This window comes from Mesorhizobium sp. M0590 (assembly GCF_040320905.1).
In the GTDB taxonomy this organism is placed as follows: domain Bacteria; phylum Pseudomonadota; class Alphaproteobacteria; order Rhizobiales; family Rhizobiaceae; genus Mesorhizobium.
The window spans coordinates 206,941-232,907 of the sequence record NZ_JAMYQN010000001.1 but is presented as its reverse complement, the minus strand read 5'-3'; the positions used below and the strand labels follow the sequence as shown (position 1 = coordinate 232,907).

Sequence of the window (25,967 nt, the reverse complement as noted above, 5' to 3'; positions counted from 1 at the left end):
GCTCGGCGAAGGCGTCCGCGATCCCGGTGCCGCTCTTGGCGCCTGCGTGGAGTTCTTGAAACTCAGCGCTTCTGGCGCAACGTCTCGGATTGAATTAGCATCCGTTCATCAAAGCTCCGGCCGCACTCCTGCAGGATGCGGAATGCGGAGCGCAGGCGAGCGAGGCCGGGCGCGGTCACATGCCGGGCGCCGATCCAAGCGCGACTGGGCATCCGAACTTCCGTTCGGCGGCAAGACGGCGTGGCCGGGAGGAGTCAGATGCAAAAACTACAATCGCAAGGCGTCCATCACATCACGCTGGTCGGCGCCGGACGTCAGACCTCGATCGATTTCTGGGAGGGCGTGCTCGGCATGCCTTTCATCTTCGAGCAGCCCAACCTCGACAAGCCAAGCGAAAGCCATCTCTATTTCGATCCGGGCGACGGCCGGCTGATCACCGTCTTCACCGACGAGAGCCGCACGCCGGTCAAGCGGCGCACGCCGACCGATACGGGCTGCGTCCATCACATCGCTTTCGCGGTGTCGCGCGTCACCTTCTTGCAGGCGGTCGCCCGGCTCAACGAGCGTGAAATCAAGCACAGCGGCGTCAAGGATCGCGGTTTCATGGATTCGATCTACTTCGAGGATCCGCTCGGCCTGCTAATCGAGCTCGCCTCCTATCGTTTCGAGCCGCCGGCGGGCTTCACCCATGCCGACGTGCTGATGCAGGCGCACAAGATCCGCGTCGCGCGCGGCGATTACAACATCGCCGAAGTGCACCTTGCCGATGCGATCCAGGCGCTTGTCGAGCACTTGCGCGCAACCTTGTCGGAGGATCGCGCACCGAAAAATCCATACTGACGACACGCCAAACAAAGGGAGGACATAATGGCAAAGACAGCAACGAAGAGTGCGAAAAAGCCCGCCGCCAAGGCAGCCAAACCAGGAGCGAAGCCGGCGGCCAAAGCCGCCGCCAAGTCAGCGGCGAAAGTGGCAAAGCCGGCGACGAAGGTCTCCGGCAAAAAGCCCGCGAAGGCCAAGGCGAAGCCTGCGAAAAAGCCGGCGCTCACGCTCAGCATGCTGAAGCCCAGCGTCAACAATATGAGCGTTCGGGTGTTTGCACGCGCCGCCGGGCTCGATCATTCCGAAACCGACGTTTGGGGCCTCACGCGCTCGCCCGAATATATGGCGCGAAACCCGGCCCATCTTACGCCGATGATCGAGGACAAGGGCCTGCCGAGAGGTGTCTTGTGGGAAAGCTGCGCCATCATGCAGTATCTCGCCAACAAGCACGGGCTGGAGAAATTATATCCCAAGGCGCCGGCCAAGCGGGCAATGATCGACAGCGCCATGTTCTACCTGATCGGCACGCTCTACCCCTATGTGGCGCGCGCCACATATCCTGTACTGAATTTCCCGCAATATGCCGGCGAGGTCGGCCACAGCGACGCTCATCCCGACAAGAAGTCGGAAGCCCAGAAGGCCGCTATAGAAGCGATAGCCGAGCCGCTGGAGGTGTTTCACAGCTTCTTCAGGAACGGCAAGCCGTTCATCGGCGGCAAGAACCCGTCGATCGCCGACATCCGTTTGGCGGCGACGCTCGAGTTCCTCGCCGTCATCGACTACGCGCTGCCCCAATGGGCAAAAGACTATATGGCGGCGATCGAGAAGAAGCTCGGCAAGGCCTATGCCGACCCGGCCGCCGACGTGCGCGGCTATATCGCCTATGTGCGGTCGCAGGCCAACGCCTGAGGCACAAGCCAATAGCGGTCGTCCGCACGTCTGCAGGAGCCGGTAATGAACTGGGGATTTTCTTAATCTCCCCTGTTTGCACGATGTGGGGAGCTTAAGGTTTCGTTAACCTAAACCCTTTCTACTGAATCCACCTCCAGCCCGCGACCACGGATGTACTGGCGCGGATGGAAAGCAAAGGTCGGCTGCGCGCCGGCCTTTTGCTTATTTCAGCCCCTGTCGAAGTTGCGCCAGACGGCGTTTCACGACGCCTGCATGGCTGATGAAACGCGTCGCCGCCATCTTGTCATCGCCGCTGTCGGCCCTACCATCGAAGTTCGTCCCGTCCTCGAGGGCGGTTCAAGGACAGAGGCCCTGCCATGAAAAGCATTGCTGGAATGATGGTGATTGCAGGCGCCATGCTGGTGGGCGCAACCGGTCAATCGAATGCAGCGACGCTCAACACCATGCCCGAGGTCGGGGCTGCCATCCAGGCGTGCTGGACCCCTCCGGCGAATGCCGGGAATTCCACCGTCACCCTGAGCTTCAGCTTCAGGCGCGATGGCACGCTGATCGGCCGGCCCAAGCCGACCGCCATCCGCGTCGCCGGCGAGGAGAAGACGCGCCAAGCTTTTGTCGACGCGGCGGTCGCGGCCGTGGACCATTGCCTGCCGTTGAGCTTTTCACCGGCGCTGGCTCAAGGCATCCCGGGCAAGGTGTTCACTCTGCAATTCAACTCGCCCAAACAAGAACAGGTTGCACCGCGAGTGAAGGCTTCGCCTTGATCTTTTCCAAAAACCGGATTCCACTTTTCGGGATCTAGTGGCGCCTTCGTCTCGCCTCGACATGTCGCGCCAGTTCCGGCATCTCGAAGACATAGTCGCTCCAGGCCGATTCCGGTATCTGGCCGGCGAGATAGCACTCCAGCAAAAGCCTCTGCTCGTGGTCGAGTGGCCTCGGTGCGCGTTCATGGTCCAACCCAAGTGAATGGAACAGATTCCTGGTGAGGTCCGCGACAGTGAAGTGGATCGACATTTGCGGTCTCCTCCTTTGGCCGCTCAACGCCGATCCCAGGGCTAAGGTTTCAGCAACGGCCGGCCGGTAACGCCAGATTGATCGCGATGCCGAACCCGCCGCGCGCATCAAACTTCGCCGTGGCGGGCGTCCGCCGGCGTTGCTGCCGGTTCGTCTCAATCTTGAAATAAAAATGTAATATTGAATTTACACGAGTGGATCTAATACACTAGAGCTAAAAGTCTCTGGTGGCGGTTTGATCTACTTCAATTAGGAAAAACTGATTTACCTAGTACTTATCCATAGTCGACAAAGAAATCCTGTTCTCGGTGCAACAAGGATAATGGTCGTTCCAATGACACGCTTCTGGCCCCTCACGATTCTGATGCTGGTGTCGGCAATAGCCGTTGCGCTCGGCACATCCTTCTCCTACGCGGATAGCTGCGGTGCCATCAGGAGCCAATTGCTTTCGGCGGGGCGCAGCGGCGGGACCAGCCCCGAGCTTGCCCAACTGCGCCGGCAACTCGCCGCGATTCAAAAGCTTGAGAGACAACGCAGATGCACGGCGAAAACGGCCGGCTTCTTCTTCAATCCCTGCGCCGACCTGGTCAGCAGCAAGGCGGAGGTGCAACGGCAGATCGCCAGACTGTCGAATTCGAGCAGGGACACGTCCGGATTGAAGGCCAGGTTTGTCGCGCTGGGCTGCGCCGCCCCCGCTGCCAAGAAACAGCCGGCGCAGCAACGCACGGCACCCAAGGCCCAGTCCGCAGGCACAACAATTGGCGGCAATCGGATGCTGTTTTGCGTTCGCTTGTCGGACGGATATTTCTTCCCCGCGCCAAAATCGCAGTTCGCCAAGAGCGACGATCTGAAGGAAACGGTCGATCAGTGTCGCTACATCTGCGACGATGCCGGCGTCGACCTCTATACGCTGAGCGACGCCACTCGCGAGACCGAGGAGATGGTCGCGCTCGAGTCGGGAAAACCCTATGTGGAGCTACCTGCCGCGTTCCGGTACCGCGACGACTCGAACTTCAAGGCCTGCGACGTCAAGCGCTATTACCGGCGCGTCGCCGAGCTCAGGGCACGAACCGTGACACCGGCCAACATGACCAACGCCATCATACCGTTGCCGACGTCAAAGCCGGATTTTGGCATCGTCGCGGAAATTCCTGAATCCGGGATCGAAACCGCCGGTGCCGCTCCGGCAGAGGCAAAAACGCAGGCTGCCGAAGTGCAAGGGGCTGCCCAGCATCAGTCGATCGAAAGAGCGATCGGCGCGCGGCCGGTGAGAGTGGTCGGGCCGGCCTTCTTCCCGGCGGACTGACCAAGGCGGGCGATGTTCCGAGACGGCTGGCCGGATAGCCGCTTCAAGGCCTGGAGCCGTGCGCATCGACCGACGTCGGCTGGTTATTCGCAGACCATGCGGGCCCGTTTGCCGGGCTCGCTGACATTCTTGCAAGTTAGCGGCTTCGTCGGCTCCGGCGACAGCATGGGCGGGTTGTTCGTGACCCTCCTCCGAGGCGCTGCAACGGAAGCCGCGCTCCTGCGCACCGCCGGCCTTTTCGGCGTTTGCGGCGCCACTGGAAAGACGTCGGTCTCCAGTTGCGACTGTTCGGCTTGCGCCTGCGGCGAAGGCCTGTCCCAGAAACGGCGAACATCGAGCGGCTTGGGAATGATGACGGTGCCGTCATAGCTGCGCGCGCAGCCGCTTCCCAGAGGCAGCGCCAGGCACAGGAAGACAGGCAGAATCCGTCGAGACATCAGCAATACCCCTGCAAGCTTATAACGCTGCTTCGGCCTAACCGACAACCGGCGGAATAGGGCGAAGGGAGTAGATACCGTGAAGTAGAGTCGTCGCACTTCCAGTCGAAGGCGGTGCTCGAAGATCGAGCGCCGGGTCGGGCGCGGATGGAGGTCCAGCGCGAGTTAGAACCTTGCGATTCGTCAACGCTTCCAGCGTAAGGCCATGGTGCGATCGCACCATACCAAAGCCGCGCTCAGTGGCGACAATGGGATATTCGAAGTTCCGCTCCTCCAGTTACGGGCGGGAGCAGCGACCGCCGGCAAGAAACAGGGTCAGATTTACCCCAACGGACCTGTTTCGGCGATGGCGCGGCCATGACACGTTCTGGCTGCATGCAACGCGCTCCCGTCCGGCTTTTTTCTTTTAAAGCCGGTGGCTACGATCGCCGAGCAGACGATGCCGGCCGGAATTCACGCAAGCTGCTGATTCCAGCGGCAAACCGCGGCCATTCCGACAAAGCCCGCGGCCGCTCCTTCTTACTCCGGCTGGGCGACGTTACCGGAGCGACATGAAACTGTCATGCGACTGTAATAATCGGGGACTACTGGCCTCAGCGGGCGCCGGAGGAATGGCGCCGAGAGACCATATTCCGAACAGGAGCAGGCCACATGAGACATTTCATCCGCTCGGCGGCCGTTGCGATTGCAATGGCTGCGGCGACGACCACCCTCACCCTGTCCGCCGCGCTCGCCGCGGACATCTCCGGCGCCGGCGCCACCTTCCCCTACCCGATCTATGCGAAGTGGGCCGACACCTACAAGAAAGACACCGGCGTTGGCCTTAACTACCAGTCGATCGGTTCCGGCGGCGGCATCAAGCAGATCAAAGCCAAGACCGTTACCTTCGGCGCTTCGGATGCGCCGCTCAAGGGCGACGAGCTTGAAGCGACCGGACTGGCTCAGTTCCCGATGGTGATGGGCGGCATCGTTCCCGTCGTCAATCTCGAAGGCATCAAGCCGGGCGAGTTGGTTCTCGACGGCCCGACGCTGGCCGACATCTTCCTCGGCAAGATCACGAGCTGGGATGACGAAGCGATCAAGAAGCTTAATCCCGACGTCAAGCTGCCTTCGCAGGCGATCGCGGTCGTTCACCGTTCCGATGGTTCGGGCACGACGTTCAACTTCACCTATTACCTCGGCGACGTCAGCGCGGACTGGAAAGAAAAGGTCGGCGTCGACAAGGCCGTGGAATGGCCGGTCGGCATCGGCGCCAAGGGCAATGAGGGCGTTGCCAACAACGTCTCCCAGACCGGCGGCGCGATCGGTTATGTCGAATATGCCTACGCCAAGCAGAACAAGCTCACCCACACCGATATGATCAACAAGGACGGCAAGAAGGTCGAGCCCGCCGCGGCGGCGTTCTCGGCGGCAGCGGCCAATGCCGACTGGAGCTCGCAGCCGGGCTATGGCGTCATCCTCGCCAACGAGCCGGGCGCCGAGTCCTGGCCAATGACGGCGGCAACGTGGATCCTGCTCTACAAGAAGCCGGATGATGCCGCGACCACCGGCGAAGCGCTCAAATTCTTCGCCTGGGCATACGACAAGGGCGACGAGATGGCCGGCGAGCTAGACTACGTTCCGATGCCCGACAAGGTGGTTGAGAGCGTCAAGGCCATGTGGGCCAAGGAAGTCGTCGGCGACGACGGCAAGCCGCTCTACTCGGCTATGTAATCTCCTCCAGGGAGGGCGTCGATGGCGCCCTCCCTGTTGCCTTTAATCGCGAGGACCCAATGACCATCGCTTCCGATGCCATGCCATCATCTGCAGCAGCCCGGGCCAGGGAAGCTACGGTGCGGCGCTTCGCGCTCACAGATGCCATATTCCGCGGACTCACCCGCGCTTCCGCAATTCTTGTGCTGGTCATCCTCGGCGGTGTCGCGATCTCGCTGTTTGCCGGCTCGTGGCAGGCGCTGTCGTCCTTCGGTTTCTCCTTCCTGACGACTGAAAGCTGGAATCCGGTCACTGAAAAATTTGGCGCACTGGCGCCGATCTACGGCACCCTGGTCACGGCGGCCATCGCCATACTGATCGCGGTTCCGATCGGCATCGGCATTGCAGTCTTTCTCACCGAGCTCTGCCCGCGCCCGCTCAGGCGCCCGATCGGCATAGCGGTCGAGCTGTTGGCCGGCATTCCTTCGATCATCTACGGCATCTGGGGCCTGTTCGTGTTCGCGCCGTTCCTGCAGACGGCGATACAGCCCTTCATCATCAACGTCTTCCACGGCGTGCCGGGACTATCCAGCCTTTTCGCTGGCCCTCCTTACGGCATCGGCCTTCTGACCTCGGCGCTGATCCTTGCCATCATGGTGCTGCCCTTCATCACCTCGATCACCAAAGACGTCTTCGATACGGTGCCGGCGGTGCTGAAGGAATCGGCCTACGGCATCGGTTGCACGACCTGGGAAGTGACCCGGCGCGTGGTCATTCCCTATACCCGCATCGGCATCATGGGCGGCGTCATGCTTGGCCTCGGCCGGGCACTCGGCGAAACCATGGCAGTGACCTTCGTCATCGGCAACGCGCATCGCATCAGTGCCTCCCTGTTCGCACCGGGCACCACGATCTCGGCGACCATCGCCAATGAATTCACCGAGGCCGACGGCGACCTCTACACCTCCTCGCTGGTGGCGCTCGGCCTGATCCTCTTCGCCATCACCTTCCTGATCCTTGCCGCCGCCCGCTATATGCTGATGCGGATCGACGCCCGTACGGGAGCCTGACCGATGTCGACATCCTCATCGCTCCACAGCCGCCGCAAAGCCAGGAATTCGGTGATGATGGCGCTTTGCGTCGTCGCCGCCGGCATCGGGCTTGCCTGGCTGGCGCTCATTCTCGGCGCACTGGTCTATAAGGGCACAGCCGGGCTTTCGCTCGCGGTCTTCACCGAGATGACGCCACCACCGGGCGAGGCCGGCGGCCTGCTCAATGCCATCGCGGGCAGCCTGCTGATGACGATCATCGCCGTTGTCGTCGGCACGCCGATCGGCGTGCTGGCGGGAACCTACATGGCCGAGTATGGACGCTTTTCGCGCATCACCACCGTCGTCCGCTTCATCAACGACATCCTGTTGTCGGCGCCGTCGATCATCATCGGCTTGTTTGTCTATGAGCTGATGGTGCGGCCAATGGGACATTTCTCGGCCATTGCCGGCGCCGTTGCGCTTGCCATCCTGGTCATTCCGGTGGTCGTGCGCACCACTGAAGACATGCTCAACCTGGTGCCGAACGCGTTGCGTGAAGCCGGTGCCGCGATCGGCGCGCCACGCTGGGTGGTGATCCGTTCGGTCGCCTACCGCGCCGCATTGTCCGGCATCGTCACCGGCATATTGCTGGCGATAGCACGCATTTCCGGCGAGACGGCGCCGCTGCTCTTCACCGCGCTCAACAACCAGTTCTGGAGCAGCAATATCAACGCGCCGATGGCCAGCCTGCCGGTGACCATCTTCCAGTTCGCTCTCAGCCCTTACGAGGAATGGCAGCAACTGGCGTGGACCGGCGCACTCATAATCACCCTGACGGTTCTGGGCTTGAGCATCCTCGCCCGCAGCCTTACCGGACGCAGAGAGGACAGATGACACAGATGTTGTCCCCAGACATGACGATGGCCGAAACGGTCGCCGAGAAGACGAAGATCGAGGTCAAGAATCTCAACTTCTACTACGGCCAGAGCAAGGCGCTGAAGGACATCAGCCTGTCGCTGCCTGAGCGCAGTGTCACGGCCTTCATCGGCCCTTCGGGCTGCGGGAAATCGACGCTGCTGCGTGTGTTCAACCGCATCTATGAGCTCTACCCAAAACAGACGGCCGAGGGCCAGGTGCTGCTCGACGGCAAGAACATTCTCGACCGGTCGCAGGATCTCAACCTCCTCAGGACCAAGATCGGCATGGTGTTCCAGAAGCCGACGCCGTTCCCGATGTCGATCTACGAGAACATCGCCTTCGGCGTCAGGCTCTACGAGAACCTCGGCAAGTCCGAGATGGACGGCCGCGTCGAACAGGCGTTGAAGCGCGCCGCGCTGTGGAGCGAGGTCAAGGACAAGCTCAACGCCAGCGGCTTGAGCCTATCTGGCGGCCAGCAGCAGCGGCTCTGTATCGCCCGCACCGTGGCCGTGAAGCCGGAAGTCATTCTGCTCGACGAACCGGCTTCGGCCCTCGACCCGCTGTCGACTGCCAAGATCGAGGAACTGATCGACGAATTGCAAGCCGACTACACGATCGTCATCGTCACCCACAACATGCAGCAGGCGGCGCGCGTGTCGCGCCAGACCGCCTTCATGTATCTGGGTGAACTGGTCGAGTTCGACCGGACCGAGAAGATCTTCACGTCGCCCCGCGAGAAGCGCACGCAGGACTACATCACTGGCCGCTTCGGCTGAGCCGTTCCGATCATGCATATGAGGACAGGACCATGGGCGAACACACAGTCGCTTCTTTCGACGAGGATCTCGAGCAGATCAGCAAGCTGATCCGCGACATGGCCGACCTCGCCGGTTCGATGGTCGGCGGGGCCACCAAGGCCCTGTTGAATTCCGACAACGTGCTGGCGCAACGCGTCGTTTCCGACGACGCCATCATGGATGCGCGTCAACGCGAACTGGACGACCGCGCCATAACCCTGATCGCCAAACGCCAGCCGATGGCCCACGATCTTCGCCATGTGGTCGGAGCGATCCGCATGGCGGGCGACCTCGAACGCATCGGCGATCTTGCCAAGAATATCGCCAAGCGCGTGAGTGCGGTCGGCCTCAGCGCCACGCCGCGGGACCTGTCGCATTCCATCGACGCGATGGCGCAGCTGGTTCTCATCCAGGTGCAGGGTGTCATCGAGGAATATGCTGCAGGCGATGCGGCCGCGTTGGCCAAGCTGCGTGCCGCCGACGAGCGCATCGACGTCAAATACACGTCCGTGTTCCGCGAGCTCTTGACCTACATGATGGAAGATCCGCGCAACATCACCGCTTGCACGCACCTGCTGTTCTGCGCCAAGAATCTGGAGCGGATCGGCGACCATGTCACCAACATCGCCGAAAATGCGTATTATGTGCTGACCGGCGAGCAATTGCCGGTCAATCGTCCGAAGCAGGACGAAACGACAATGTCCGCACCGGTGACATGATGGGGGTGCCCAGCCGATGATCGCACCACGCATAATGGTGGTGGAGGACGAGGAGCCGTTGGGTGTGCTGCTCCGCTACAATCTCGAATCCGAAGGCTACCAGGTCGAGGTGGTGACACGCGGCGACGAAGCCGAGATCCGTTTGCAGGAGAATGTGCCCGACCTTTTGGTGCTCGACTGGATGATACCAGCGGTTTCCGGCATCGAGCTCTGTCGTCGGTTGCGGGTGCGCCCCGAAACCGAGCGGCTGCCGATCATCATGCTGACCGCGCGCGGCGAGGAGAGCGACCGGGTGCGCGGTCTTTCGACCGGCGCCGACGACTATCTGGTCAAACCGTTTTCGACACCGGAATTCATGGCCAGGGTCAAGGCGCTGCTGCGGCGCGCCAAGCCGGAAGTGCTGTCCAGCGTGCTGAAGGTAGGCGACATCGTGCTCGATCGCGAATCGCACAGGGTCTATCGCAAGAAGAGCGAAATCAGGCTCGGGCCGACCGAATTCCGGCTGCTCGAGTTCATGATGCGGCATCCGGGCCGTGTCTTCTCGCGCAGCCAGTTACTCGATAATGTCTGGGGCGAGACAATCTACATCGACGAACGCACCGTCGACGTGCATGTCGGGCGGCTGCGCAAAGCCGTCAACAACGGCCGGATGCCGGATGTCATCCGCACCATCCGCGGTGCCGGCTATGCGATCAGGGAAGATTGACCCGCCTGGTCAGGCTACGTTCTTTCTGACGCTGGGCCTCATTTGCGCGCCCGGCGCGAAAATCTCCTGGTCGACGAAGCTTAACGCCCGCATCGCGCAGCCTTCGCGGATCAGCGGCAATTCGTTCGGCTCTGTATCGAAGGAGATCGAGCCTGAATGCTGGCCGCCGGCGGTCTGGGCGATTGCCTTCCGCATGGCCGGCTCGATCAGATCGAAGGCGGCGGCACTGGCGCCGACCATCGCGACCGGTGCCGGATCGATCAGCGCGAACAGCGAGCCGAGACCGAAACCCAGCGCTTCGCCGGCCTTGCGGTAGGCCTCGCGTTCCGGCCCATCTTTCTCGCGCGCCCGGGCCGCCAGTGCTCGCATGTCGGCGTCGCTGACGTCGGCGATCGGTTCGCTTTCTTCGCTCATCTGCCTGGCGTTGCGCCAGATGGCGTAGTTGCCGGCATAGGCCTCGATGCAGCCGCGCCGCCCGCAACGGCAGAGCGCGCCGCCCGGACGATGGATCATGTGGCCAAATTCGCCACCCGAGGAATGCGTCCCGGTGAACAGTTCGCCCTTCAGCACCAGCCCCATGCCGATGCCATGCGAAAGCAGGATGGCGATGAAGTCGTCGCGATAGCGATCCGGATTGCGCCAGCGCAAAGCCACCGCCATCATGTTGCAGTCGTTCTCCACCGTTGCCGGGATGCCGAATTCGTCCTCCAGCATGTCGGCAAAGGCGATGTCGGTCTGCGGCGTGATCGGCGACCACAGCATGGCGCGTGCAGGGGAGTCGGTAATGCCCTGAATCGCCAGGGCGATGCGGGCGACACTGCGGACGTCAAGGTCTGGATCCTGCAGCCGGCGCCGGACGATGGCCATGCATTCACGGATCAGCTCGTCGCGCGGCATGGTCAGCGTGTCCAGCCGGCGCTGTTCCTCGGCGACCACCTGTCCCGTATAGTCGATAATGGCGGCCGACAGGAAATTCAGCGACAACACCACGGTCAGCACCGCCGCCGCTTCCGGGTTGAGGGCGAGGCCGACCTGCGGACGACCGCGTTTCAACGAAACGGGCTCACTTGCCTTGCTCTCGGCGAGGATGCCTTCCCGTATCAGGTCGGAAGAGATCGCCGATATGGTCGAATGACTAAGGCCGGTAGTAGCTGCGATCTCAGTACGCGATGGCTGGCCGGCCCGGCGCACCGCCGAGATCACCATCGCCCGGTTGCGCCGGCGCAAATCGTCATGGCGGATTCCGACCGACATTGTTTTGCTTTCCTCCCGGTTGCCGCGGCCGCTCATGAACCGGAAGCCGTCGGTAATGTCCGACAAATAGTGTCGGACGCAGGCAAATAGTGTCAGATGCAGGTGGCGCTGTCATCGTTTATTCCGACGCTCGAAAAAACTCGCAGAGTCATCAAAATCCATCAGAATCGATGTTGACAGCAGCCGGAGATCGGGCCAGTATTTTTTCGAGGCTCGAAAAAATTAGAGCTTCTAAGCTGGTCTTTGAGCCAATTGGTCACGCCGTACGCGGCGCAGGGAGGATATGATGAAGAAATTCACGACCGCCATTCTGGCGGGTGTCGCCATGACGCTGGCGCTGGCGTCGGTGGCGCAGGCTAAAGACAAGGTCATCGGCGTTTCCTGGTCGAACTTCCAGGAAGAGCGCTGGAAGACCGACGAGGCCGCAATGAAGGCGGCCATTGAGGCCGCAGGCGACAAGTATATTTCCGCCGACGCACAGTCCAACCCCGGCAAGCAGCTCACCGACGTCGAGAGCCTGATCTCGCAGGGCGCCAGCGCACTGATCATCCTGGCGCAGGACGCCTCGGCCATCGGGCCGGCCGTGCAGAAGGCACTGGACGAAGGCATCCCGGTCGTCGGCTATGACCGGCTGATCGAGAACAAGGACGTGTTCTATCTGACCTTCGACAACAAGGAAGTCGGCCGCATGCAGGCCCGCGAAGTCTTCAAGGTGAAGCCGGAAGGCAACTACGTCTTCATCAAGGGTTCGGGTTCCGATCCGAATGCCGATTTCCTGTTTGCCGGTTCGATGGAGGTGCTGAAGGAGGCCATTGACGGCGGCAAGATCAAGAATGTCGGCGAGGCCTATACGGACGGCTGGCTGCCGGCCAACGCTCAGAAGAACATGGAACAGTTCCTGACCGCCAACGACAACAAGGTCGATGCCGTGGTCGCCGCTAATGACGGCACTGCCGGCGGCGTCGTCGCCGCGCTGACGGCGCAAGGGCTGGCCGGATCGGTTCCGGTTTCGGGCCAGGACGGCGACCACGCCGCGCTGAACCGCATCGCGCTCGGCACACAGACCGTGTCGGTGTGGAAGGATGCGCGCGAGCTCGGCAAGAATGCCGCCGAGATCGCCTCGCAACTGGCCGACGGCAAGCAGATGACCGACATTGCCGGCGTGAAGGATTTCACCACGCCCGGCGGCAATACCGTCAAGTCGTTGTTCCTGACCCCGGTCGCCATCACCAAGGACAACCTCAACGTCGTCATCGACGCCGGCTGGATCAAGAAAGAAGAGGTCTGCGCCGGGGTGACGGCTGGCACTGTTGCAGTCTGCAACTGAGCCGACGTTTCCGAAAAGTCCGAACGCCGCGGCCGCTCGCCGCGGCGTTTTTCCAACAAGAGTTGTTTTTCCGCTTCCGGCGGATAACTTCTAGGCTGCTTCCGGCATCCGCGGCAGACGGCAACCCGGCGGGAGAAACATCATGACCGACACGACGTCCAACACGCCGGTCGACAGCACGACAGACCGGGCACGGGAATCCGAACTCGGCATTGTTGCCCGATTTCTCAAGGCAACCGAACTCGACACGCGCATGCTCGGCATGGTCGGCGCGCTGCTGGTCATCTGGGTCGGCCTGCATGTCATTTCTAGCGTACGGCTCGGCGTCAATCCGTTCGACTTCGACAGCCGGACCTTCCTGACGCCACGCAATCTCTGGAACCTGTCGGTGCAGACTTCGGCCGTGGCCATAATGGCCGCCGGAATGGTGCTGGTTATCGTCATGCGCAATATCGACCTGTCGGTCGGCTCCGCCGAAGGCCTGATCGGCGTGGTCATGGGTTTTGCGCAGGTGCATTTCCTGGTGCGAATGGTCGGTCTGCAATTAGGCAACCCCTGGATCTGGATCCTGGCGCTGGCCATCGGCCTCGCGCTTGGCCTTCTGATCGGAGCGTTCCAGGGATACATCATCGCTTATCTCGAGGTGCCGGCCTTCATCGTGACGCTGGGCGGCCTTCTGGTCTGGCGGGGTGCCGCATGGTGGGTCGCCAGTGGGCAGACGATTGCGCCGCTGGATGCCACTTTCCAGCTGATGGGCGGCGGACCGACGGGTTCGATCGGTGCGCGATGGAGCTGGATCGTCGGAATTGTCGCGTGCCTGGCGGTTGTGTTCATGCTGCTCAACGGGCGGGTGCAGCGCAAGCGGTTCCGCTTCCCGTTACGCCCGATCTGGGCCGAGACGTTCCTCGGGGCCGTCACTTGCCTTGTCATCATGGGCGCCATATGGCTTGCCAATTCCTATCCTTGGCCGGTCGGCATCGTGAACAGATATGCGGCGGCCAACAATATAACCGTTCCCGAAGGCGGGCTGTTCATCGCCCATGGCATCGCCATACCCGTGCTGATGGCTGTAGCCGTAGGGCTGATCATGACCTTCATCGCCAAGCGTACCCGTTTCGGCCGCTATGTCTTCGCCATCGGCGGCAATCCGGAAGCAGCCAACCTTGCCGGTATCAACACGCGCTGGGTGACCATGAAGGTGTTCATGATCATGGGCGTGCTGGCGACGATCGCCGCAGCGATCTCGTCAGCCAGGCAGAACTCGTCGACCAATGCGCTGGGCACGCTGGACGAGCTCCTGGTCATCGCGGCGGCGGTGATCGGCGGCACGTCGCTCGCCGGCGGCTCCGGCACAGTGCTCGGCGCCATGCTCGGCGCGCTTTTGATGCAGTCGCTGCAGTCCGGTATGGTGCTGCTCGGCATCGATTCGCCGCTGCAGAGCATCGTTGTCGGAGCCGTGCTGGTGGTCGCGGTGTGGCTCGATACCGTCTATCGCAAACGGGTCTGAGCATGATCCCGCAAGGTGGAAACCGGTTTTCGTACAACTTGATGCTCAAGCAGGATCTATAGGGAGGAAGGACGAGCATGGCAGACAAAACCGCTCCCACGCCGCTGATCGACATGCGCAACATCTCCATCGCTTTCGGCGGCATTCGCGCCGTCGACGATGCCTCTGTCGACCTTTTCCCGGGCGAGGTGATGGCTTTGCTCGGTCACAACGGTGCCGGCAAATCGACGTTGATAAAAATCCTGTCCGGCGCCTACAAGCGCGATGCGGGCCAGATTTTCGTCAACGGCGAGGAAGCTTCGATCTCCAATCCCCGCGACGCCAAGAAGTACGGCATCGAGACGATCTACCAGACGCTGGCGCTGGCCGACAATGTCGATGCGGCCGCCAACCTGTTTCTCGGCCGCGAGCTGATGACCGGCTGGGGTACGCTCGACGACGTCGCCATGGAGGCCGAGGCGCGCAAGGTGATGGGCAGGCTCAATCCGCGTTTCCAACGCTTCAAGGAGCCGGTGGTAAAGCTTTCGGGCGGCCAGCGGCAGTCGGTGGCGATCGCCCGCGCCATCCTGTTCAATGCTCGCATCCTGATCATGGACGAGCCGACGGCGGCACTCGGGCCGCAAGAGACGGCGCAGGTCGGCGAACTGGTCAGGCAGCTCAAGTCCGACGGCATCGGCATCTTCCTGATCAGCCATGATATTCACGACGTGTTCGAGCTTGCCGACCGTGTCTGCGTCATGAAGAACGGTCGGGTTGTCGGAACGACGCGCACAACCGACGTCACCCAGGACGAGGTGCTCGGCATGATCATCCTCGGCAAGTGCCCACCCGGCGCCATTCCGGGGCCGGGCGCGCTGAAGATCGCCGCATGAACGAGAATTAGCCGGCTAATCACAAGCCGCCAAAATGTGCCAGCCGTCACCATGCATTGGCCTCGCCATTGTGTTGGCGTCAGGACTTGCCCATAAAGATGCCGAACCGTCCACGGGACGTATCAGCAATTGAAGAAGCTTTTTCCGACCGTCGCTTTTATCGCCGTCGCGCTGATCAGCCTGACGATGGCGGGTTTTGCCTATTTTGCCACCCAGGAGGCGGCCCGCATTAAATTCGAGGCGACGGCAGACGACGCGCTTAACCGGATCGAAAGCCGCATCGACCTGGACCTGTCGCTGCTGCGTTCGACCCGGGCGCTGTTCGACGCACGCAATGGCGGTATCTCGCAGGGCGAGTTCAAGGCCTTCTTCAACGCGCTCGACATCGAGAATAATTTCGCCGGCCTGCGCGGCATCGGTTTCCTTCGCCTGGCGAAAACTGGCAACGAGGCGGCGGTCGAGCGCGACATCCTGCACGATCACGGCGCAAGCCATCCGATCTATCCCGACACGAACTTACCGTGGCGTACGCCCATCGTGCTGTTCGAACCGCTGGATCCGTCCAACAAATCCAGCATCGGCTACGACATGTTCACCGGGCCGGCGCGGCGCGAGGCGATCGAAAAGGCGATGACCGACGACCAGCAGCACGCCAGCGGGCTCGTGCAGTTCGGCAAGGATACGGGTGCCGCGCAGACCTTTACCGGGTTCCTCGTCTTCGTCCGGCTCAATGTCGAAACCGCGCCGGACGCCGTGAACGCGACGAGATCCTCGACTGCCGGCTTCCTTTATGCGGCCTTCCGCGCCCGTGATCTGTTCCAGGCTGCGCTCAGCCGGGCACCATTGCTGCCGGTCAACACCGAGATCTATGACGGCACGGTGGACAGCGACAACCTGCTGTTCCAATCGGAAACGCCGCCTGTTTCGAGCCTCGGCGACAGGCTGCTGGTCACCCGCAAGATCACCGTCGCCGGCCGGCCGTGGGTCGTCCTGTTCAGGCCGACAAGTGCTTTCTCGCAACCTTCCTCGCGCGCCATCCCGGTGATGCTCGGATTGTTCGGACTGCTGCTTGCGGGCGCCATCGCGCTGGTGGCCCGCTATCAGGAGCGGGCCTATGAGGCGGTCTCGCTGCTTCACGAAACGACCGAAAAGAGCCTGCTGGAAAAAGACCTGATGCTGCAGGAGATGAAGCATCGCATCAAGAACTCGATCACGCGGGTGCTGGCAATCGCGCGCCAGACAGCATCGCACACCACCGACGTCCAGGAATTCTCGGCTTCTTTCTCGGCCCGGCTGCAGGCGATGGCGGCTTCCCAGGACATGCTGACGCGCTCACGCTGGCAGAAAGCCGATCTCGGCGACCTGCTGCGCATCGAGCTAGGCCAGGTGTTCGGCAGCGAGCTTCCTGAAGGGCTGCTGTCGGGACCGCAGGTTCTTCTCGATGAAAAGACGACGCAGGCACTCGGCCTCGTCTTTCACGAACTGGCGACGAATGCGCTGAAGCATGGCGAAGCCGGCAATTCAGTCGGTGCGCTGAAGGTCGACTGGTCGCTCGACGCCCGTAGCGGCACCCGGACATTGGCTCTCAACTGGCGCGAGGCCGGTCAGAAGAAGCTCGAGACACCGGCAAAGAGCGGTTTTGGCACCAGACTGATCGATCTCAACGTCACGCGCGAATTGCGTGGCACAATCAGGCGCGATTTTCGCGAAGATGGCTTGAACGTGGAAATCAAGGTTCCGCTGCCGGCCTGAAACGCCGTCTCGTGGGCCGCGTCGCAACAGCGCTCTAAAAGGGCAAACGCGGAGACAGGTGGCCTGCCTCCGCGTTTGCTGTTCGCCTGGAGCTCGAAACTAGTTGCAGCGAGCTGTGTAAATCCGGCCGTGACGATCTCTGTATTGGCAGTAGCCATTTTGCAGACGGCGAACGAGCAGACCGCCAATCGCACCAGCGCCGGCGCCGATCAAAGCGCCCTTGCCGCCGCCGACAGCGCCACCAATGAGCGCGCCGCCCACAGTGCCGATACCCACGTTCTCTTCCGTGGTGGTGCAGCCGCTGACCGCAACCACGGCAACCATGGCAATAATCATCTTCCGCATGGAGTCATCCTCACTTTTGTCCTCACTTTAATAAGCTCCAGCCGCCATTTAGCATGAAAGTACGGCCTTTGCCCGCACGATTTCATTGTTGATTAAGATAGTCTTTTTCGGGGCGTGCGCCGTTCGATGCTACCACGAACCCGGAAATCTCCAAGGACGCATCGAGCGTGCCGCTGGGACGCACGTTCCAGACGATCCTGTCATAGTCGTCCTCGAGCACCGGATCGACGGCAAGGCATCTGGCGACGACATGTTGGGCCTGGCCCGGCAGGTCGGTGACCGCGAACGGGCACGGCCGAGCACTCGGGCAGTGGTTTCAAAGCGATCAAGCAGAGGCGAGTTCGATTCAGATCAGTTGGGACGCGGCGGTCAGGACGATCGCGGCCATAAGCGCGATAGCGGCGAAGCGGAGGGGCGAAGCACGAGGCGCGGGCGCTGCGGACGCGTCGGGATCCTGAAAACCGCCCATCGAGACGCGAGCGGCCTGTTCCAGTCTGTTCAAGTCGGCAGCCGTCAAGGCCCATTCCCTTCATTTTGTGCCAAACTCAATCCGGTGGATCGGCACGTTCGCACAGGATCGGACTTTATGGTGAACAGTCGGTTAAAGATGGCGATGCGCAGCAAGCCTTCGCGCGGCGACCGCCGCTCGTTAATCCGTCTCGAAATTGCCGTGAGGAACGACAAGGCGGTATTCGAGGCGGTTCCCGGTGATCTCAAGTGTCGCCGTTCCATTCAATGAAGTGGGCACGACGCGTTCGAGCGCGACGCTGCCAAAACGCTTCTCACTGCGCTGATTGTCGTTGGCTCCGATCACTTCGGCCCATGTCAGCGACAGCGCAGGCTCGCCAGCGGAAGCTGCCGTCAGATCGGCCGTCACCTCGACGAAACCGTCGCTGCGCGACAGTGCGCCATAGCTGACCGAATTGACGGCGAGCTCATGCATGGCCAAGCCGATGTGCAAGGCGGCATTGGGGTTGAGATATGGATTTGCGCCGCGGAAGCGTAGGCTGTGCAAGGGATCCGCGCCGTACCTGCCGACCTGACCGGAAACCAGCTCGCGCAGCGCCGCTCCCCGCCAGTTGGATGACGTAACCAAATCCTGCGAGGAGGCCAGCGACTGCAATCGGCCGCGGAAGCGCGTCAGGAAATCGTCAATGCTGCCGGAATAACGGCCCGTCTGGGTGGCGATACTCTGGATGATGGCCAAAAGGTTCTTGGAGCGATGACTGACTTCGCGCAGCAGCGCCTTCAACGTCTGCTCCCGGCGTTTCTGCTCGGTTGTTTCGACCATGGTGGTCACGACGCCCTGCACCGCGCCGGTCTCGCTGCGGTCGGCGTCTATCCACACCTGAAACCAGCGGGCGCCGTCATCGGCCGGCACGCTGAGTTCAAGATGTTGAGGATTGCCGGAGACGATGACGTCGTGCTTGGCGGCGCCGATACGCTCTGCCTGCGCCGGCGGCAAGATGCCGGTGTTGTCGGAGGCATCGGAAGTCCAGGGCGCGCGCATGTTGCGCGCCCACACCGTCTTCATCTCGCGATCCTGGTACAGGACGGAAATCCCGGCATTGTGCAGTGCATGGAGAAGGGCCCGGCCAAGCTGCATCCCGCTTTCGGCGGGATGCAAAGCGATGATCTCATCACTCTGGCCGCGGTCTTTCATTTTTCCGACTCTGGAACGCATCGGTCAATTTGCTCAACCCATGTCGGGCTGAACGGTTCGCGGAAAAATGGGTTCCAAAAGGAGGAGGTTCGTATCAAGCCTTAAAAAGCGGTCCGCCGAGCGGCATCCCGTTGGAGGACACTGCCCGGCGGTGGCTGGAAACCGTTTGAGGGGTGCGGCTTCCAGTGTTCGCTTGAATGGCCGCTTGGCATTCACGCTCGTCTGATCAGGCCGGCAATAAGCGATATGATCAGGAAGGCGAGAAAGATGAAGAACAATATCTGCGCTATGCCGGCCGAGGTGCCAGCGATGCCGCCGAAACCAAGCGCACCGGCGATAATCGCCACGACGAGAAATACGAGCGCCCAGTAAAGCATGATCGATCTCCTTCCAATGCTGCGGTGAAAACGTGATTCGCCTCCGTTTGTTCCACCATTTTCCGAAAAAGACGATGCTGAAAATCTTCAGGGCCCGAATTGCCGCGGTGTATGGAAAGGTCCAGTTGGTTGCCCCAGTTGGTTGCCAGTGAATTGAGCCGGCGTCACGCCCATCTGATCCGAGAGAGCGGCTGTCTCGGCGGCCGCAGTTCGGCCGTCCGCTGTTTCATGCCGCGGCTTTCGCGTGCCGGTCAAAGAACAGGGCCTGGCTGATAAGAGCCTTGACCATGTCCGGATTGAACGGCTTGGTAACCAGGAAAGCCGGTTCCGGCCGCTCGCCGGTGAGCAGGCGCTCGGGAAAGGCGGTGATGAAGATCACCGGTACCGAGGTCGACGACAGGATCTCATTGACGGCCGCTATGCCCGAACTTCCGTCGGCAAGCTGGATATCGGCAAGCACCATCTTTGGCCGCGCCTTGCCGAACATCGCCACCGCCTCGGCGTGGGTGCGCGCCGTTCCGACGACGCGGTGGCCGAGGCTTTCGACCATTTCCTCGATATCCATGGCGATCAGCGGCTCATCCTCGATGATCAGCACGTCGGTTGCCACCTGACGGGAGATCTCGTTGCTCGCCTGCGCGAGGAGTTCGGAGAATTCCTGTTCGTCGACGTCGAGAATCTCCGCCGCCTCGTCTTCGCTGAAGCCTTCGACCGCCACCAGCAGAAAGGCTTGGCGGGGGCGAGGCGCAATTGCATTCAGATTGGCCGCGGCACGCTGTTCCCATGCCGACTGGGCATGCTCCTGCGGAACGCGAATGGCCACTGAGGTGAAGAGCTTGGCAAAGACCTTGTAGAGCGCGATGCGGTCGTCCGATGCGTTCGGAAAGATGTCGACATCGGCAATGATGGCTTCGAGCATTGCGGCGACCAGCGCGTCGCCGCTCTCCTGCGATCCGGATACTGCGCGCGAGAAGCGGCGCAGGAACGGCAGGTGCGGAGCGATGGTTGCTGATAGGCTCATATTGGACGTCTCCCTCATATGACGTGATTGCATGTTACAGCTAAAAACGGTTCGCAAGCCCAAAGTTGAAAACGCGGGTTCTGCGAAAAAGTTCCGATCATGCGGAACTAAATATATGGGCTGGCGTTTAGGGGCGGGTTGGGCAACCAGACGAGGCTGCCGCTTGCATTGCGTTATGTGTTGAAGGGCGGCTTAAGGCTGGGACAAAAGGGCGAAATGAAGAACATGACGAAAGCTACCATGGGTGGCGTTGGCAACGGGCGCCGGGCTGCTTCCCGCGACCCGCTTGGGCCGAACTCGGAAATCGGCCGCAAACTCAAACAATACTATGACGAGCTGGTCTCCGACAATGTGCCGGATCGCTTCGCCCAACTGCTCAGCCAGTTGGAAAAGGCCGAACCTGTACAAAAGAAGGACTGAGGCATGGCGGCCGTCTCCCAGGGCTTCAAGACCGACTTGCTCGGCTCGATCCCGAGCCTGCGGGCTTTTGCCGTGTCGCTGACGCAAAACGCCGACAAGGCCGACGACCTGGTGCAGGAAACATTGGTCAAGGCCTGGGACAAGCATGAAAGCTTCCAGCCCGGCACCAACCTGAAGGCATGGCTGTTCACGATCTTGCGCAACGAATTCTATTCGCAGATGCGCAAGCGCGGCCGCGAGGTGCAGGACAGCGATGGCGTCATGACGGCCAGGCTTGCCGTTCACCCGGCCCAGCACGGCCAGCTTGACCTCGAAGACTTTCGCGGCGCGCTCGAGTTGCTGCCAGAAGACCAGCGCGAAGCCATTATCCTCATCGGCGCGTCGGGCTTCTCCTACGAGGAAGCGGCCGAGATCTGCGGCTGCGCCGTCGGAACGATCAAGAGCCGCGTCAGCCGCGCCCGCACACGGCTGCAGGAAATTCTGAAGATCTCCGGTGAAGACGAGTATGGCCCGGACGCAATTTCGGCTCAGGTAACCGGGTCGACGGCTGCGTGAAGCGCGGCGTCTTCGAACCGCTCCGCGCCTCAGCGGAGAGGCGTTCGCCTGCAGGCCGCCGCCACTGCCTCGACGAGATCGTCTCCCGAATAGGGCTTGGTGACCAGTCTGACGCCGGGAAAGGATTCCTTGATCTCGTCCGTATCCGAATAGCCCGAGGCGAAGACGAACGGGATGCCCGCTTCACGCAGCCGCGAAGCAAATTGGAGCGTCGAAACGCCGCTCAGCATGAGGTCGACGATGGCCACATCGAACTGCGCCGCAACGTCTTGCTGTTCGATCTCAGTCAGCTCACGGGCGATGACCACATTGAGCGCGCCGTAGTCGCGGCAAAGCTGCTCGATATCCATGGCAATCAGGAACTCATCTTCCAGGATAAGAATCCGCAAACCGTCAAGTGATGCGCGCACGCAGCAATATCTCCTTAAATGCGTCTCTAACGTGAAACGGGGGAAGTCATGATCGGTATTTGGCATGCTGTCATTTAAAAAAGATGTGCCGGCGCGGATGCGTCGGCCTCGGCCCGTGCAAGGCATTTGCAACGCGCGCTGCCGGAGATAGGGTCAGAAGAGGTTCGTGCCGGAACCTTGGGGTCTGTCGGGCGTTTCGACCGAGCAAAAGCATGGAGAGTGAAGCAATGGCGACTGCCGCAGGAAAGGCCGCGAACGAAGCCCGCACGAATTCCGATATTGAGGCCGACATCGCACAATTGAAGGCCGACATCGACCAACTTACCAAGCTGTTGGCCAAAACTGGCGAACATGGCTACGGGGCAGCACGGCGAGCCGCCGCCGAAAGCGTCGAGCAGTTGCGAACCCAGGGCGAGGCAGCCTTCGACAGCCTGCGCAGCAACGCCAGGGACATCGAGGCGCAGATGATAGCGCATATGCGCGAAAAACCGGTGACTTCGCTGGCGATCGCCGCAGGCGTCGGATTCCTCTTCGCTCTTCTCGCGCGCCGTTAGTTCTGCACGCATGGGAATGCTTGCATCGCTGATCTCGGGCCTCGCCTCGGGCGAAACCATTGCGGCGGTGCAACGCGCACGCGTCGCTGCGATTGTCTATTCGATCGCAGCGCTCGCGGCGCTGTGCGGCCTCGGCTTCCTCGTCGGGGCGGCCTATATCTGGACGGCGGCCCGCTATGGGCCGATGGCAGCTTCCCTGAACTTCGGGATCGGCTTTCTGGCAATCGCCGGTCTCATCCTGCTCGTCTACCGGATGTCGGCCGGCTCGCGCGCCAGGCGCCGGGCGAAGCGACGCAACGCCGACATGAAGGCTATCGGCATCACTGCGGTACTCGCCGTGCTGCCGGCGCTGCTCAAGGGCAAAGGTGGCCCGGGGAAGGCCGGACTGGGCGCGATTCTCGGCCCGGCGATAGCACTCGCTGCCTACGCTATCTACCGCGAGAACGTGAAGCGCGGCTCCGATGATCCGGATATCGGCAAACGGGAATAGTTCGGAGGGATAGTTCGGGGCAAACGATTCTGGCGCCGGTCGCAAAATGCTGGCGTCACAAATCTTCGAGCGGAATCGATATTTCGGCGACCACGCCTTCCGGCCGGAATTCATGGGTCACCTCGCTGGAAATGACCTTGGCCAGGCTGCGGCGGATCAGGATCGAGCCGAAGCCATGGCGTTTGGGCGGCGCAACCCGCGGGCCGCCGCTTTCACGCCAGGCCAGCAACAGACGCCGTGCGCCCTTCCTGCCTTGTACCCTCCAATCGAGATCGACCTTTCCGGAGGAAACCGAGAGCGACCCGTATTGCAGTGCGTTGCTTGCCAGTTCATGCAGGATCAGCCCGAGCCCGACTGCCTGGTCGGGTGACAGCAGGACATCGGCGCCGGAGATCGCCATGCGCGATTGTCCGGCGGCTTGGAACGGCTTTAGCTCGATCTCCACCAGCTCGCGGATGCCGATGCCGCGCCACTCGCGGTCCGACAGCAGGCTGTGCGCAACGCCCAGTGCCTGCAGCCTGGCGCTGAAGGCTTCGAGGAATTCGCTTGGCTGGCGGGCATGGCGAACGGTCTGCGTCGCCAGCGCCTGTACGGTTGCCAAAGTGTTCTTGACGCGGTGATTGAGCTCGCGCAGCAACAGCCGTTGACGTTCGTCGCCAAGCTTGCGTTCGGTAATATCGTAGTTGACGCCGAAGATCAGCGTTGGCTTGCCCTCGCCGTCGCGCTCTATGACGCGGCCGCGCGTTGCGATCCATCGCGGCGGATCGAGGCCTTTGACACGGTATTCGCCAAAATAATCGTCGCTGCCGGTCAACGCGTCGCGAAAGCGTGTTTCGGTCTGGTGAACGTCGCGCGGGTCGATGGCGGTCAGGATGTCGCGCGCCCTCAGCCTGTTCGACTTCGGCAGGTTGAACAATTCGGACAGCAGGACATCGCAGTCGATCATATCGCTGCGGATATCCCATGCCCAGCTGGCAAGCGAAGCCGCGTCGAGCGCGATGGCGCGCCGCTTTTCCTCTCGAACCAGTGCTGCCTTGGCAATCGCCGCACTGCGGGTTGCATCCTTCAGCGTGAACAGGCTGGCGGCAAGGCCGGCCAGCGCCGACAGCTGGTCGAGCTGGACAGAGGAGGGACGTGCGTGCGGCTTCCGGTCGAGCACGCACAGCGTGCCGATCAGCGCGCCGTCGATTACGATAGGCACGCCTGCGTAAAAGCGGATATGATGCTCGCCGGTGACCAGCGGATTGGCTTTGAACCGCGGATCCGCCGCCGCGTCGGCCACCACCATCGGCACGTTGCCGGCTGCGATGGTATAGGCGCAGAACGATGTCTCGGTTGCGGTTTCGGTCTCGTCGAGGCCGATACAGGACTTGAACCACTGCCGCTCGGCATCGACCAGCGTGATCAGTGCGACAGACGTTTGCATCGCCGAAGCGGCAAGACCGCCGATACGATCGAAATCAGGGTCGGCAGCCCCGTCCAGCGTGTCGAGGCCGTGCAGCACGGCAAGACGGTCCGCGGCGCCCACCACACGGCGAATATCGGCCGGCAGGCCCGGCGTGTTCTGGCTATTGTCGTCCACTATGCCCCCGGTGGCCGGCTCCGCTGATTGGTCAGGCCAACCGGCCCGTCTGCCGCCTTGCAGAGCCGGAACTTTCGCGGCGGGGGACCGTTACCAGCCAACGCCCCGCCAGTTACGCCTGCCGGCGCCAAATATGGAGCCAGACAATGCCAAAAACCATTCCTGAAAACAAAGCCCGTCAAGGGCGGCGGGGTCGGCATGTCCTTCGTATCCTGATCGCCGCGCTGTTGCTGGCTTTTATCGCCTGGGGCGTCGCCGAAATCTACGGCTGGATGATCGAGACGCCGAAGACCGAACAGGGCAACACGCCCAGCGGCTAGGTTCTCTCCATCGCTCGCGCCAGTTTGCATCACACAACCCCACATCACGCATCCCACGTCAGGCAACCTTTGCCTCGGCGGCGCGCGCCGGGACGAGAACATTCAACGCGCGCGGATGGATTTCGACGGTCGTCTCGCGATCGAGCTTTACCAGTTCGCCGTCCATGACGGCCTGAACTTTCCTGTTCGTCGAATGGATTGTCAAAACGGCGCGGTTTGCCTGATGGATTTCGACATGCTCGTTACCGCGCCATTTGCCACGGGCGACGTCAAAGAGGAACCTGATCAACTCGCCGCGCCGCCTTGCCACGGTGACATAGATGCCCAGCACGCCGCCTGCCGGATTATCGGCATAGGGCAGGTGGCCCTCGCCGAACAGATTGTTGGTGATGCCGATGCCGGTGATCCGCGTTCTGATCTCGGCCTCACCGACCGTCAGCGTTACGTTCATGGCCGGCGGGTTGTTGATCGTTGCCCAAGCGGCTCGCACCGAGGCGCGCATCTTCCCCAACCGCGAGCCGAATTCCATCTTCTGGCGCAGTTGCACCATCCTGGCGTGCATGCCGATCGAGAATTGATGCACGAAAGGCCGGCCGTTGGCTGTTGCAATGTCAATCGCCATCACCTCGCCGTCGGCAAACGATTTCAGTGCCGCATCAAGGGTCTGCGGAATGCCGAGGCCGCGCGCAAAAAGATTCATTGTGCCAGCCGGCAGAATTGCAAGCGCCTTCTCCCCATTCATCAAACGGGCTGCCGCGGCCGAGATGGTGCCGTCGCCGCCGCCCGCCAGCACGACGTCGATGCCGCGCCTGGAAGCTATGTCGTCCAGCGTGGCGACGATATCCTTGCCGGCGGCGATGTCGATATCGATCGAGTGACCAGCAGCCTCAAGCGTACCGCGGATCCGGCCGGCGAAGGCCTCAAGATCGATGGTGCGCAGGGTGCCGCCGTCCTTGTTCAGCACCGCTGCAAACCGCATGGCCGCTCCATTTTTCCAGCACCTATCCGGCCGGGACGGGGTCCCAGCCGGGAGTGGAACGGGGCGGCCGAGAAAATGTTCCTTTCGACCAGCGTGACGAATCCGAGAACCTTCGACATGGCACCGGGTGCGCCACGGCTTTTTTCGGAACAACAGTGTGGTCACAACGTTGTGAACATGCAGAAGAC

Annotated in this window: 30 protein-coding genes; 19 read left to right on the top strand and 11 right to left on the bottom strand. The window is 61.8% G+C overall.

Features of this window, described 5'->3' with window-relative positions:
* The first annotated feature begins 258 nt into the window (after positions 1–258).
* The 3 genes from NKI52_RS01160 to tolA all read left to right on the top strand — a co-directional run bounded on the left by NKI52_RS01160 (position 259) and on the right by tolA (position 2,495).
* Complete coding sequence (locus NKI52_RS01160; RefSeq protein WP_352619700.1) at positions 259–840, top strand: VOC family protein; 582 nt, start codon at positions 259–261, stop codon at positions 838–840.
* 27 nt (positions 841–867) lie between these two features.
* Positions 868–1,731: a glutathione S-transferase family protein gene (locus tag NKI52_RS01155; protein ID WP_352451135.1), complete on the top strand. Its 864-nt coding sequence runs from the start codon at positions 868–870 to the stop codon at positions 1,729–1,731.
* Between the two features lie 380 nt (positions 1,732–2,111).
* Entirely contained in the window at positions 2,112–2,495 is a 384-nt protein-coding gene (gene tolA, locus NKI52_RS01150; protein ID WP_352641851.1) for a cell envelope integrity protein TolA, read from the top strand.
* Positions 2,496–2,529: 34 nt separating this feature from the next.
* Here tolA and NKI52_RS01145 read toward each other — a convergent pair whose 3' ends face one another.
* Positions 2,530–2,745: a hypothetical protein gene (locus tag NKI52_RS01145; protein WP_023678527.1), complete on the bottom strand. Its 216-nt coding sequence runs from the start codon at positions 2,743–2,745 to the stop codon at positions 2,530–2,532.
* Positions 2,746–3,079: 334 nt separating this feature from the next.
* Between NKI52_RS01145 and NKI52_RS01140 the strand changes: the two genes are divergently transcribed.
* On the top strand, positions 3,080–4,051 hold the full coding sequence (locus NKI52_RS01140) for a DUF2865 domain-containing protein (protein ID WP_352696821.1): 972 nt from the start codon (positions 3,080–3,082) through the stop codon (positions 4,049–4,051).
* 83 nt (positions 4,052–4,134) lie between these two features.
* Here NKI52_RS01140 and NKI52_RS01135 read toward each other — a convergent pair whose 3' ends face one another.
* Entirely contained in the window at positions 4,135–4,488 is a 354-nt protein-coding gene (locus NKI52_RS01135; protein WP_352457960.1) for a hypothetical protein, read from the bottom strand.
* Between the two features lie 651 nt (positions 4,489–5,139).
* Here NKI52_RS01135 and pstS point away from each other — a divergent pair.
* Genes pstS through phoB form a run of 6 tightly spaced genes read left to right on the top strand, consistent with a single transcriptional unit; the run spans position 5,140 to position 10,351 of the window.
* Positions 5,140–6,201: a phosphate ABC transporter substrate-binding protein PstS gene (pstS, locus tag NKI52_RS01130; protein WP_352451140.1), complete on the top strand. Its 1,062-nt coding sequence runs from the start codon at positions 5,140–5,142 to the stop codon at positions 6,199–6,201.
* Positions 6,202–6,260: 59 nt separating this feature from the next.
* Entirely contained in the window at positions 6,261–7,250 is a 990-nt protein-coding gene (gene pstC, locus NKI52_RS01125) for a phosphate ABC transporter permease subunit PstC (RefSeq protein WP_352691628.1), read from the top strand.
* A gap of 3 nt (positions 7,251–7,253) precedes the next feature.
* Positions 7,254–8,105 carry a phosphate ABC transporter permease PstA gene (gene pstA, locus NKI52_RS01120; RefSeq protein ID WP_023678532.1) on the top strand — a complete coding sequence of 284 codons (852 nt, stop codon included), beginning with the start codon at positions 7,254–7,256 and terminating at the stop codon, positions 8,103–8,105.
* Positions 8,102–8,905 (top strand): phosphate ABC transporter ATP-binding protein PstB, encoded by an 804-nt coding sequence (pstB, locus tag NKI52_RS01115; RefSeq protein ID WP_352451144.1) that lies wholly within the window; start codon positions 8,102–8,104, stop codon positions 8,903–8,905. The genes pstA and pstB overlap by 4 nt, the downstream gene beginning before the upstream one ends.
* Before the next feature lie 32 nt (positions 8,906–8,937).
* On the top strand, positions 8,938–9,645 hold the full coding sequence (gene phoU, locus NKI52_RS01110) for a phosphate signaling complex protein PhoU (RefSeq protein WP_023678534.1): 708 nt from the start codon (positions 8,938–8,940) through the stop codon (positions 9,643–9,645).
* A 16-nt stretch (positions 9,646–9,661) separates the two neighbouring features.
* The gene (phoB, locus tag NKI52_RS01105) at positions 9,662–10,351 is read left to right on the top strand and encodes a phosphate regulon transcriptional regulator PhoB (protein WP_031212149.1); all 690 of its coding nucleotides are present in this window, start codon (positions 9,662–9,664) and stop codon (positions 10,349–10,351) included.
* A 9-nt stretch (positions 10,352–10,360) separates the two neighbouring features.
* Here the strand turns inward: phoB and NKI52_RS01100 are convergent, their stop codons facing one another.
* On the bottom strand, positions 10,361–11,605 hold the full coding sequence (locus NKI52_RS01100) for an ROK family protein (protein ID WP_352696820.1): 1,245 nt from the start codon (positions 11,603–11,605) through the stop codon (positions 10,361–10,363).
* Positions 11,606–11,891: 286 nt separating this feature from the next.
* Between NKI52_RS01100 and xylF the strand changes: the two genes are divergently transcribed.
* The 4 genes from xylF (at position 11,892) to NKI52_RS01080 (ending at position 17,063) form a co-directional block, all read left to right on the top strand.
* A complete protein-coding gene (gene xylF, locus NKI52_RS01095) occupies positions 11,892–12,932 on the top strand; it encodes a D-xylose ABC transporter substrate-binding protein (RefSeq protein WP_352480859.1) in 1,041 nt (346 codons plus the stop codon).
* A gap of 142 nt (positions 12,933–13,074) precedes the next feature.
* A complete protein-coding gene (locus NKI52_RS01090) occupies positions 13,075–14,439 on the top strand; it encodes a sugar ABC transporter permease (protein WP_352574833.1) in 1,365 nt (454 codons plus the stop codon).
* A gap of 77 nt (positions 14,440–14,516) precedes the next feature.
* Positions 14,517–15,311 (top strand): ATP-binding cassette domain-containing protein, encoded by a 795-nt coding sequence (locus NKI52_RS01085; RefSeq protein ID WP_352480857.1) that lies wholly within the window; start codon positions 14,517–14,519, stop codon positions 15,309–15,311.
* 129 nt (positions 15,312–15,440) lie between these two features.
* Positions 15,441–17,063 (top strand): CHASE domain-containing protein, encoded by a 1,623-nt coding sequence (locus NKI52_RS01080; protein ID WP_352480856.1) that lies wholly within the window; start codon positions 15,441–15,443, stop codon positions 17,061–17,063.
* Positions 17,064–17,162: 99 nt separating this feature from the next.
* Here the strand turns inward: NKI52_RS01080 and NKI52_RS01075 are convergent, their stop codons facing one another.
* The 5 genes from NKI52_RS01075 to NKI52_RS01055 form a co-directional block, all read right to left on the bottom strand.
* Positions 17,163–17,408, bottom strand: coding sequence for a YMGG-like glycine zipper-containing protein (locus NKI52_RS01075; RefSeq protein WP_006328050.1), 246 nt, complete (start codon positions 17,406–17,408; stop codon positions 17,163–17,165).
* Positions 17,409–17,754: 346 nt separating this feature from the next.
* Positions 17,755–17,925, bottom strand: a complete 171-nt coding sequence (locus NKI52_RS01070; RefSeq protein ID WP_352480855.1) for a hypothetical protein — start codon at positions 17,923–17,925, stop codon at positions 17,755–17,757.
* Between the two features lie 132 nt (positions 17,926–18,057).
* Positions 18,058–19,092 carry a sensor histidine kinase gene (locus NKI52_RS01065; protein ID WP_352574835.1) on the bottom strand — a complete coding sequence of 345 codons (1,035 nt, stop codon included), beginning with the start codon at positions 19,090–19,092 and terminating at the stop codon, positions 18,058–18,060.
* 191 nt (positions 19,093–19,283) lie between these two features.
* The gene (locus NKI52_RS01060; protein ID WP_023678541.1) at positions 19,284–19,448 is read right to left on the bottom strand and encodes a DUF1328 domain-containing protein; all 165 of its coding nucleotides are present in this window, start codon (positions 19,446–19,448) and stop codon (positions 19,284–19,286) included.
* Positions 19,449–19,674: 226 nt separating this feature from the next.
* The gene (locus NKI52_RS01055; RefSeq protein ID WP_352574837.1) at positions 19,675–20,469 is read right to left on the bottom strand and encodes a response regulator; all 795 of its coding nucleotides are present in this window, start codon (positions 20,467–20,469) and stop codon (positions 19,675–19,677) included.
* 216 nt (positions 20,470–20,685) lie between these two features.
* On the opposite strand from NKI52_RS01055, the gene NKI52_RS01050 reads away from it, so the two are divergent.
* Complete coding sequence (locus tag NKI52_RS01050) at positions 20,686–20,889, top strand: NepR family anti-sigma factor (RefSeq protein WP_023678543.1); 204 nt, start codon at positions 20,686–20,688, stop codon at positions 20,887–20,889.
* A gap of 3 nt (positions 20,890–20,892) precedes the next feature.
* Positions 20,893–21,444, top strand: coding sequence for a sigma-70 family RNA polymerase sigma factor (locus tag NKI52_RS01045; protein WP_023678544.1), 552 nt, complete (start codon positions 20,893–20,895; stop codon positions 21,442–21,444).
* Between the two features lie 29 nt (positions 21,445–21,473).
* Here the strand turns inward: NKI52_RS01045 and NKI52_RS01040 are convergent, their stop codons facing one another.
* Positions 21,474–21,920: a response regulator gene (locus NKI52_RS01040; protein WP_352574839.1), complete on the bottom strand. Its 447-nt coding sequence runs from the start codon at positions 21,918–21,920 to the stop codon at positions 21,474–21,476.
* A gap of 161 nt (positions 21,921–22,081) precedes the next feature.
* On the opposite strand from NKI52_RS01040, the gene NKI52_RS01035 reads away from it, so the two are divergent.
* Complete coding sequence (locus NKI52_RS01035; protein WP_023678546.1) at positions 22,082–22,408, top strand: ElaB/YgaM/YqjD family protein; 327 nt, start codon at positions 22,082–22,084, stop codon at positions 22,406–22,408.
* 10 nt (positions 22,409–22,418) lie between these two features.
* Positions 22,419–22,898 carry a hypothetical protein gene (locus NKI52_RS01030; RefSeq protein WP_352696817.1) on the top strand — a complete coding sequence of 160 codons (480 nt, stop codon included), beginning with the start codon at positions 22,419–22,421 and terminating at the stop codon, positions 22,896–22,898.
* Between the two features lie 55 nt (positions 22,899–22,953).
* Here NKI52_RS01030 and NKI52_RS01025 read toward each other — a convergent pair whose 3' ends face one another.
* A complete protein-coding gene (locus tag NKI52_RS01025; protein WP_352571968.1) occupies positions 22,954–24,480 on the bottom strand; it encodes a sensor histidine kinase in 1,527 nt (508 codons plus the stop codon).
* A 146-nt stretch (positions 24,481–24,626) separates the two neighbouring features.
* Between NKI52_RS01025 and NKI52_RS01020 the strand changes: the two genes are divergently transcribed.
* The gene (locus tag NKI52_RS01020; RefSeq protein ID WP_292659198.1) at positions 24,627–24,800 is read left to right on the top strand and encodes a hypothetical protein; all 174 of its coding nucleotides are present in this window, start codon (positions 24,627–24,629) and stop codon (positions 24,798–24,800) included.
* Between the two features lie 58 nt (positions 24,801–24,858).
* Here the strand turns inward: NKI52_RS01020 and NKI52_RS01015 are convergent, their stop codons facing one another.
* Positions 24,859–25,779: a diacylglycerol/lipid kinase family protein gene (locus NKI52_RS01015; protein WP_352574840.1), complete on the bottom strand. Its 921-nt coding sequence runs from the start codon at positions 25,777–25,779 to the stop codon at positions 24,859–24,861.
* Between the last annotated feature and the right edge of the window lie 188 nt (positions 25,780–25,967).

Excerpts from the sequence above, each read along its gene's own strand:
- NKI52_RS01160 (WP_352619700.1), top strand. The coding sequence starts at position 259 with ATGCAAAAACTACAATCGCAAGGCGTCCATCACATCACGCTGGTCGGC.
- NKI52_RS01155 (WP_352451135.1), top strand. The coding sequence starts at position 868 with ATGGCAAAGACAGCAACGAAGAGTGCGAAAAAGCCCGCCGCCAAGGCA.
- tolA (WP_352641851.1), top strand. The coding sequence starts at position 2,112 with ATGGTGATTGCAGGCGCCATGCTGGTGGGCGCAACCGGTCAATCGAAT.
- NKI52_RS01145 (WP_023678527.1), bottom strand. The coding sequence starts at position 2,745 with ATGTCGATCCACTTCACTGTCGCGGACCTCACCAGGAATCTGTTCCAT.
- NKI52_RS01140 (WP_352696821.1), top strand. The coding sequence starts at position 3,080 with ATGACACGCTTCTGGCCCCTCACGATTCTGATGCTGGTGTCGGCAATA.
- NKI52_RS01135 (WP_352457960.1), bottom strand. The coding sequence starts at position 4,488 with ATGTCTCGACGGATTCTGCCTGTCTTCCTGTGCCTGGCGCTGCCTCTG.
- pstS (WP_352451140.1), top strand. The coding sequence starts at position 5,140 with ATGAGACATTTCATCCGCTCGGCGGCCGTTGCGATTGCAATGGCTGCG.
- pstC (WP_352691628.1), top strand. The coding sequence starts at position 6,261 with ATGACCATCGCTTCCGATGCCATGCCATCATCTGCAGCAGCCCGGGCC.
- pstA (WP_023678532.1), top strand. The coding sequence starts at position 7,254 with ATGTCGACATCCTCATCGCTCCACAGCCGCCGCAAAGCCAGGAATTCG.
- pstB (WP_352451144.1), top strand. The coding sequence starts at position 8,102 with ATGACACAGATGTTGTCCCCAGACATGACGATGGCCGAAACGGTCGCC.
- phoU (WP_023678534.1), top strand. The coding sequence starts at position 8,938 with ATGGGCGAACACACAGTCGCTTCTTTCGACGAGGATCTCGAGCAGATC.
- phoB (WP_031212149.1), top strand. The coding sequence starts at position 9,662 with ATGATCGCACCACGCATAATGGTGGTGGAGGACGAGGAGCCGTTGGGT.
- NKI52_RS01100 (WP_352696820.1), bottom strand. The coding sequence starts at position 11,605 with ATGTCGGTCGGAATCCGCCATGACGATTTGCGCCGGCGCAACCGGGCG.
- xylF (WP_352480859.1), top strand. The coding sequence starts at position 11,892 with ATGAAGAAATTCACGACCGCCATTCTGGCGGGTGTCGCCATGACGCTG.
- NKI52_RS01090 (WP_352574833.1), top strand. The coding sequence starts at position 13,075 with ATGACCGACACGACGTCCAACACGCCGGTCGACAGCACGACAGACCGG.
- NKI52_RS01085 (WP_352480857.1), top strand. The coding sequence starts at position 14,517 with ATGGCAGACAAAACCGCTCCCACGCCGCTGATCGACATGCGCAACATC.
- NKI52_RS01075 (WP_006328050.1), bottom strand. The coding sequence starts at position 17,408 with ATGCGGAAGATGATTATTGCCATGGTTGCCGTGGTTGCGGTCAGCGGC.
- NKI52_RS01065 (WP_352574835.1), bottom strand. The coding sequence starts at position 19,092 with ATGCGTTCCAGAGTCGGAAAAATGAAAGACCGCGGCCAGAGTGATGAG.
- NKI52_RS01060 (WP_023678541.1), bottom strand. The coding sequence starts at position 19,448 with ATGCTTTACTGGGCGCTCGTATTTCTCGTCGTGGCGATTATCGCCGGT.
- NKI52_RS01055 (WP_352574837.1), bottom strand. The coding sequence starts at position 20,469 with ATGAGCCTATCAGCAACCATCGCTCCGCACCTGCCGTTCCTGCGCCGC.
- NKI52_RS01050 (WP_023678543.1), top strand. The coding sequence starts at position 20,686 with ATGAAGAACATGACGAAAGCTACCATGGGTGGCGTTGGCAACGGGCGC.
- NKI52_RS01045 (WP_023678544.1), top strand. The coding sequence starts at position 20,893 with ATGGCGGCCGTCTCCCAGGGCTTCAAGACCGACTTGCTCGGCTCGATC.
- NKI52_RS01040 (WP_352574839.1), bottom strand. The coding sequence starts at position 21,920 with ATGCCAAATACCGATCATGACTTCCCCCGTTTCACGTTAGAGACGCAT.
- NKI52_RS01035 (WP_023678546.1), top strand. The coding sequence starts at position 22,082 with ATGGCGACTGCCGCAGGAAAGGCCGCGAACGAAGCCCGCACGAATTCC.
- NKI52_RS01030 (WP_352696817.1), top strand. The coding sequence starts at position 22,419 with ATGGGAATGCTTGCATCGCTGATCTCGGGCCTCGCCTCGGGCGAAACC.
- NKI52_RS01020 (WP_292659198.1), top strand. The coding sequence starts at position 24,627 with ATGCCAAAAACCATTCCTGAAAACAAAGCCCGTCAAGGGCGGCGGGGT.
- NKI52_RS01015 (WP_352574840.1), bottom strand. The coding sequence starts at position 25,779 with ATGCGGTTTGCAGCGGTGCTGAACAAGGACGGCGGCACCCTGCGCACC.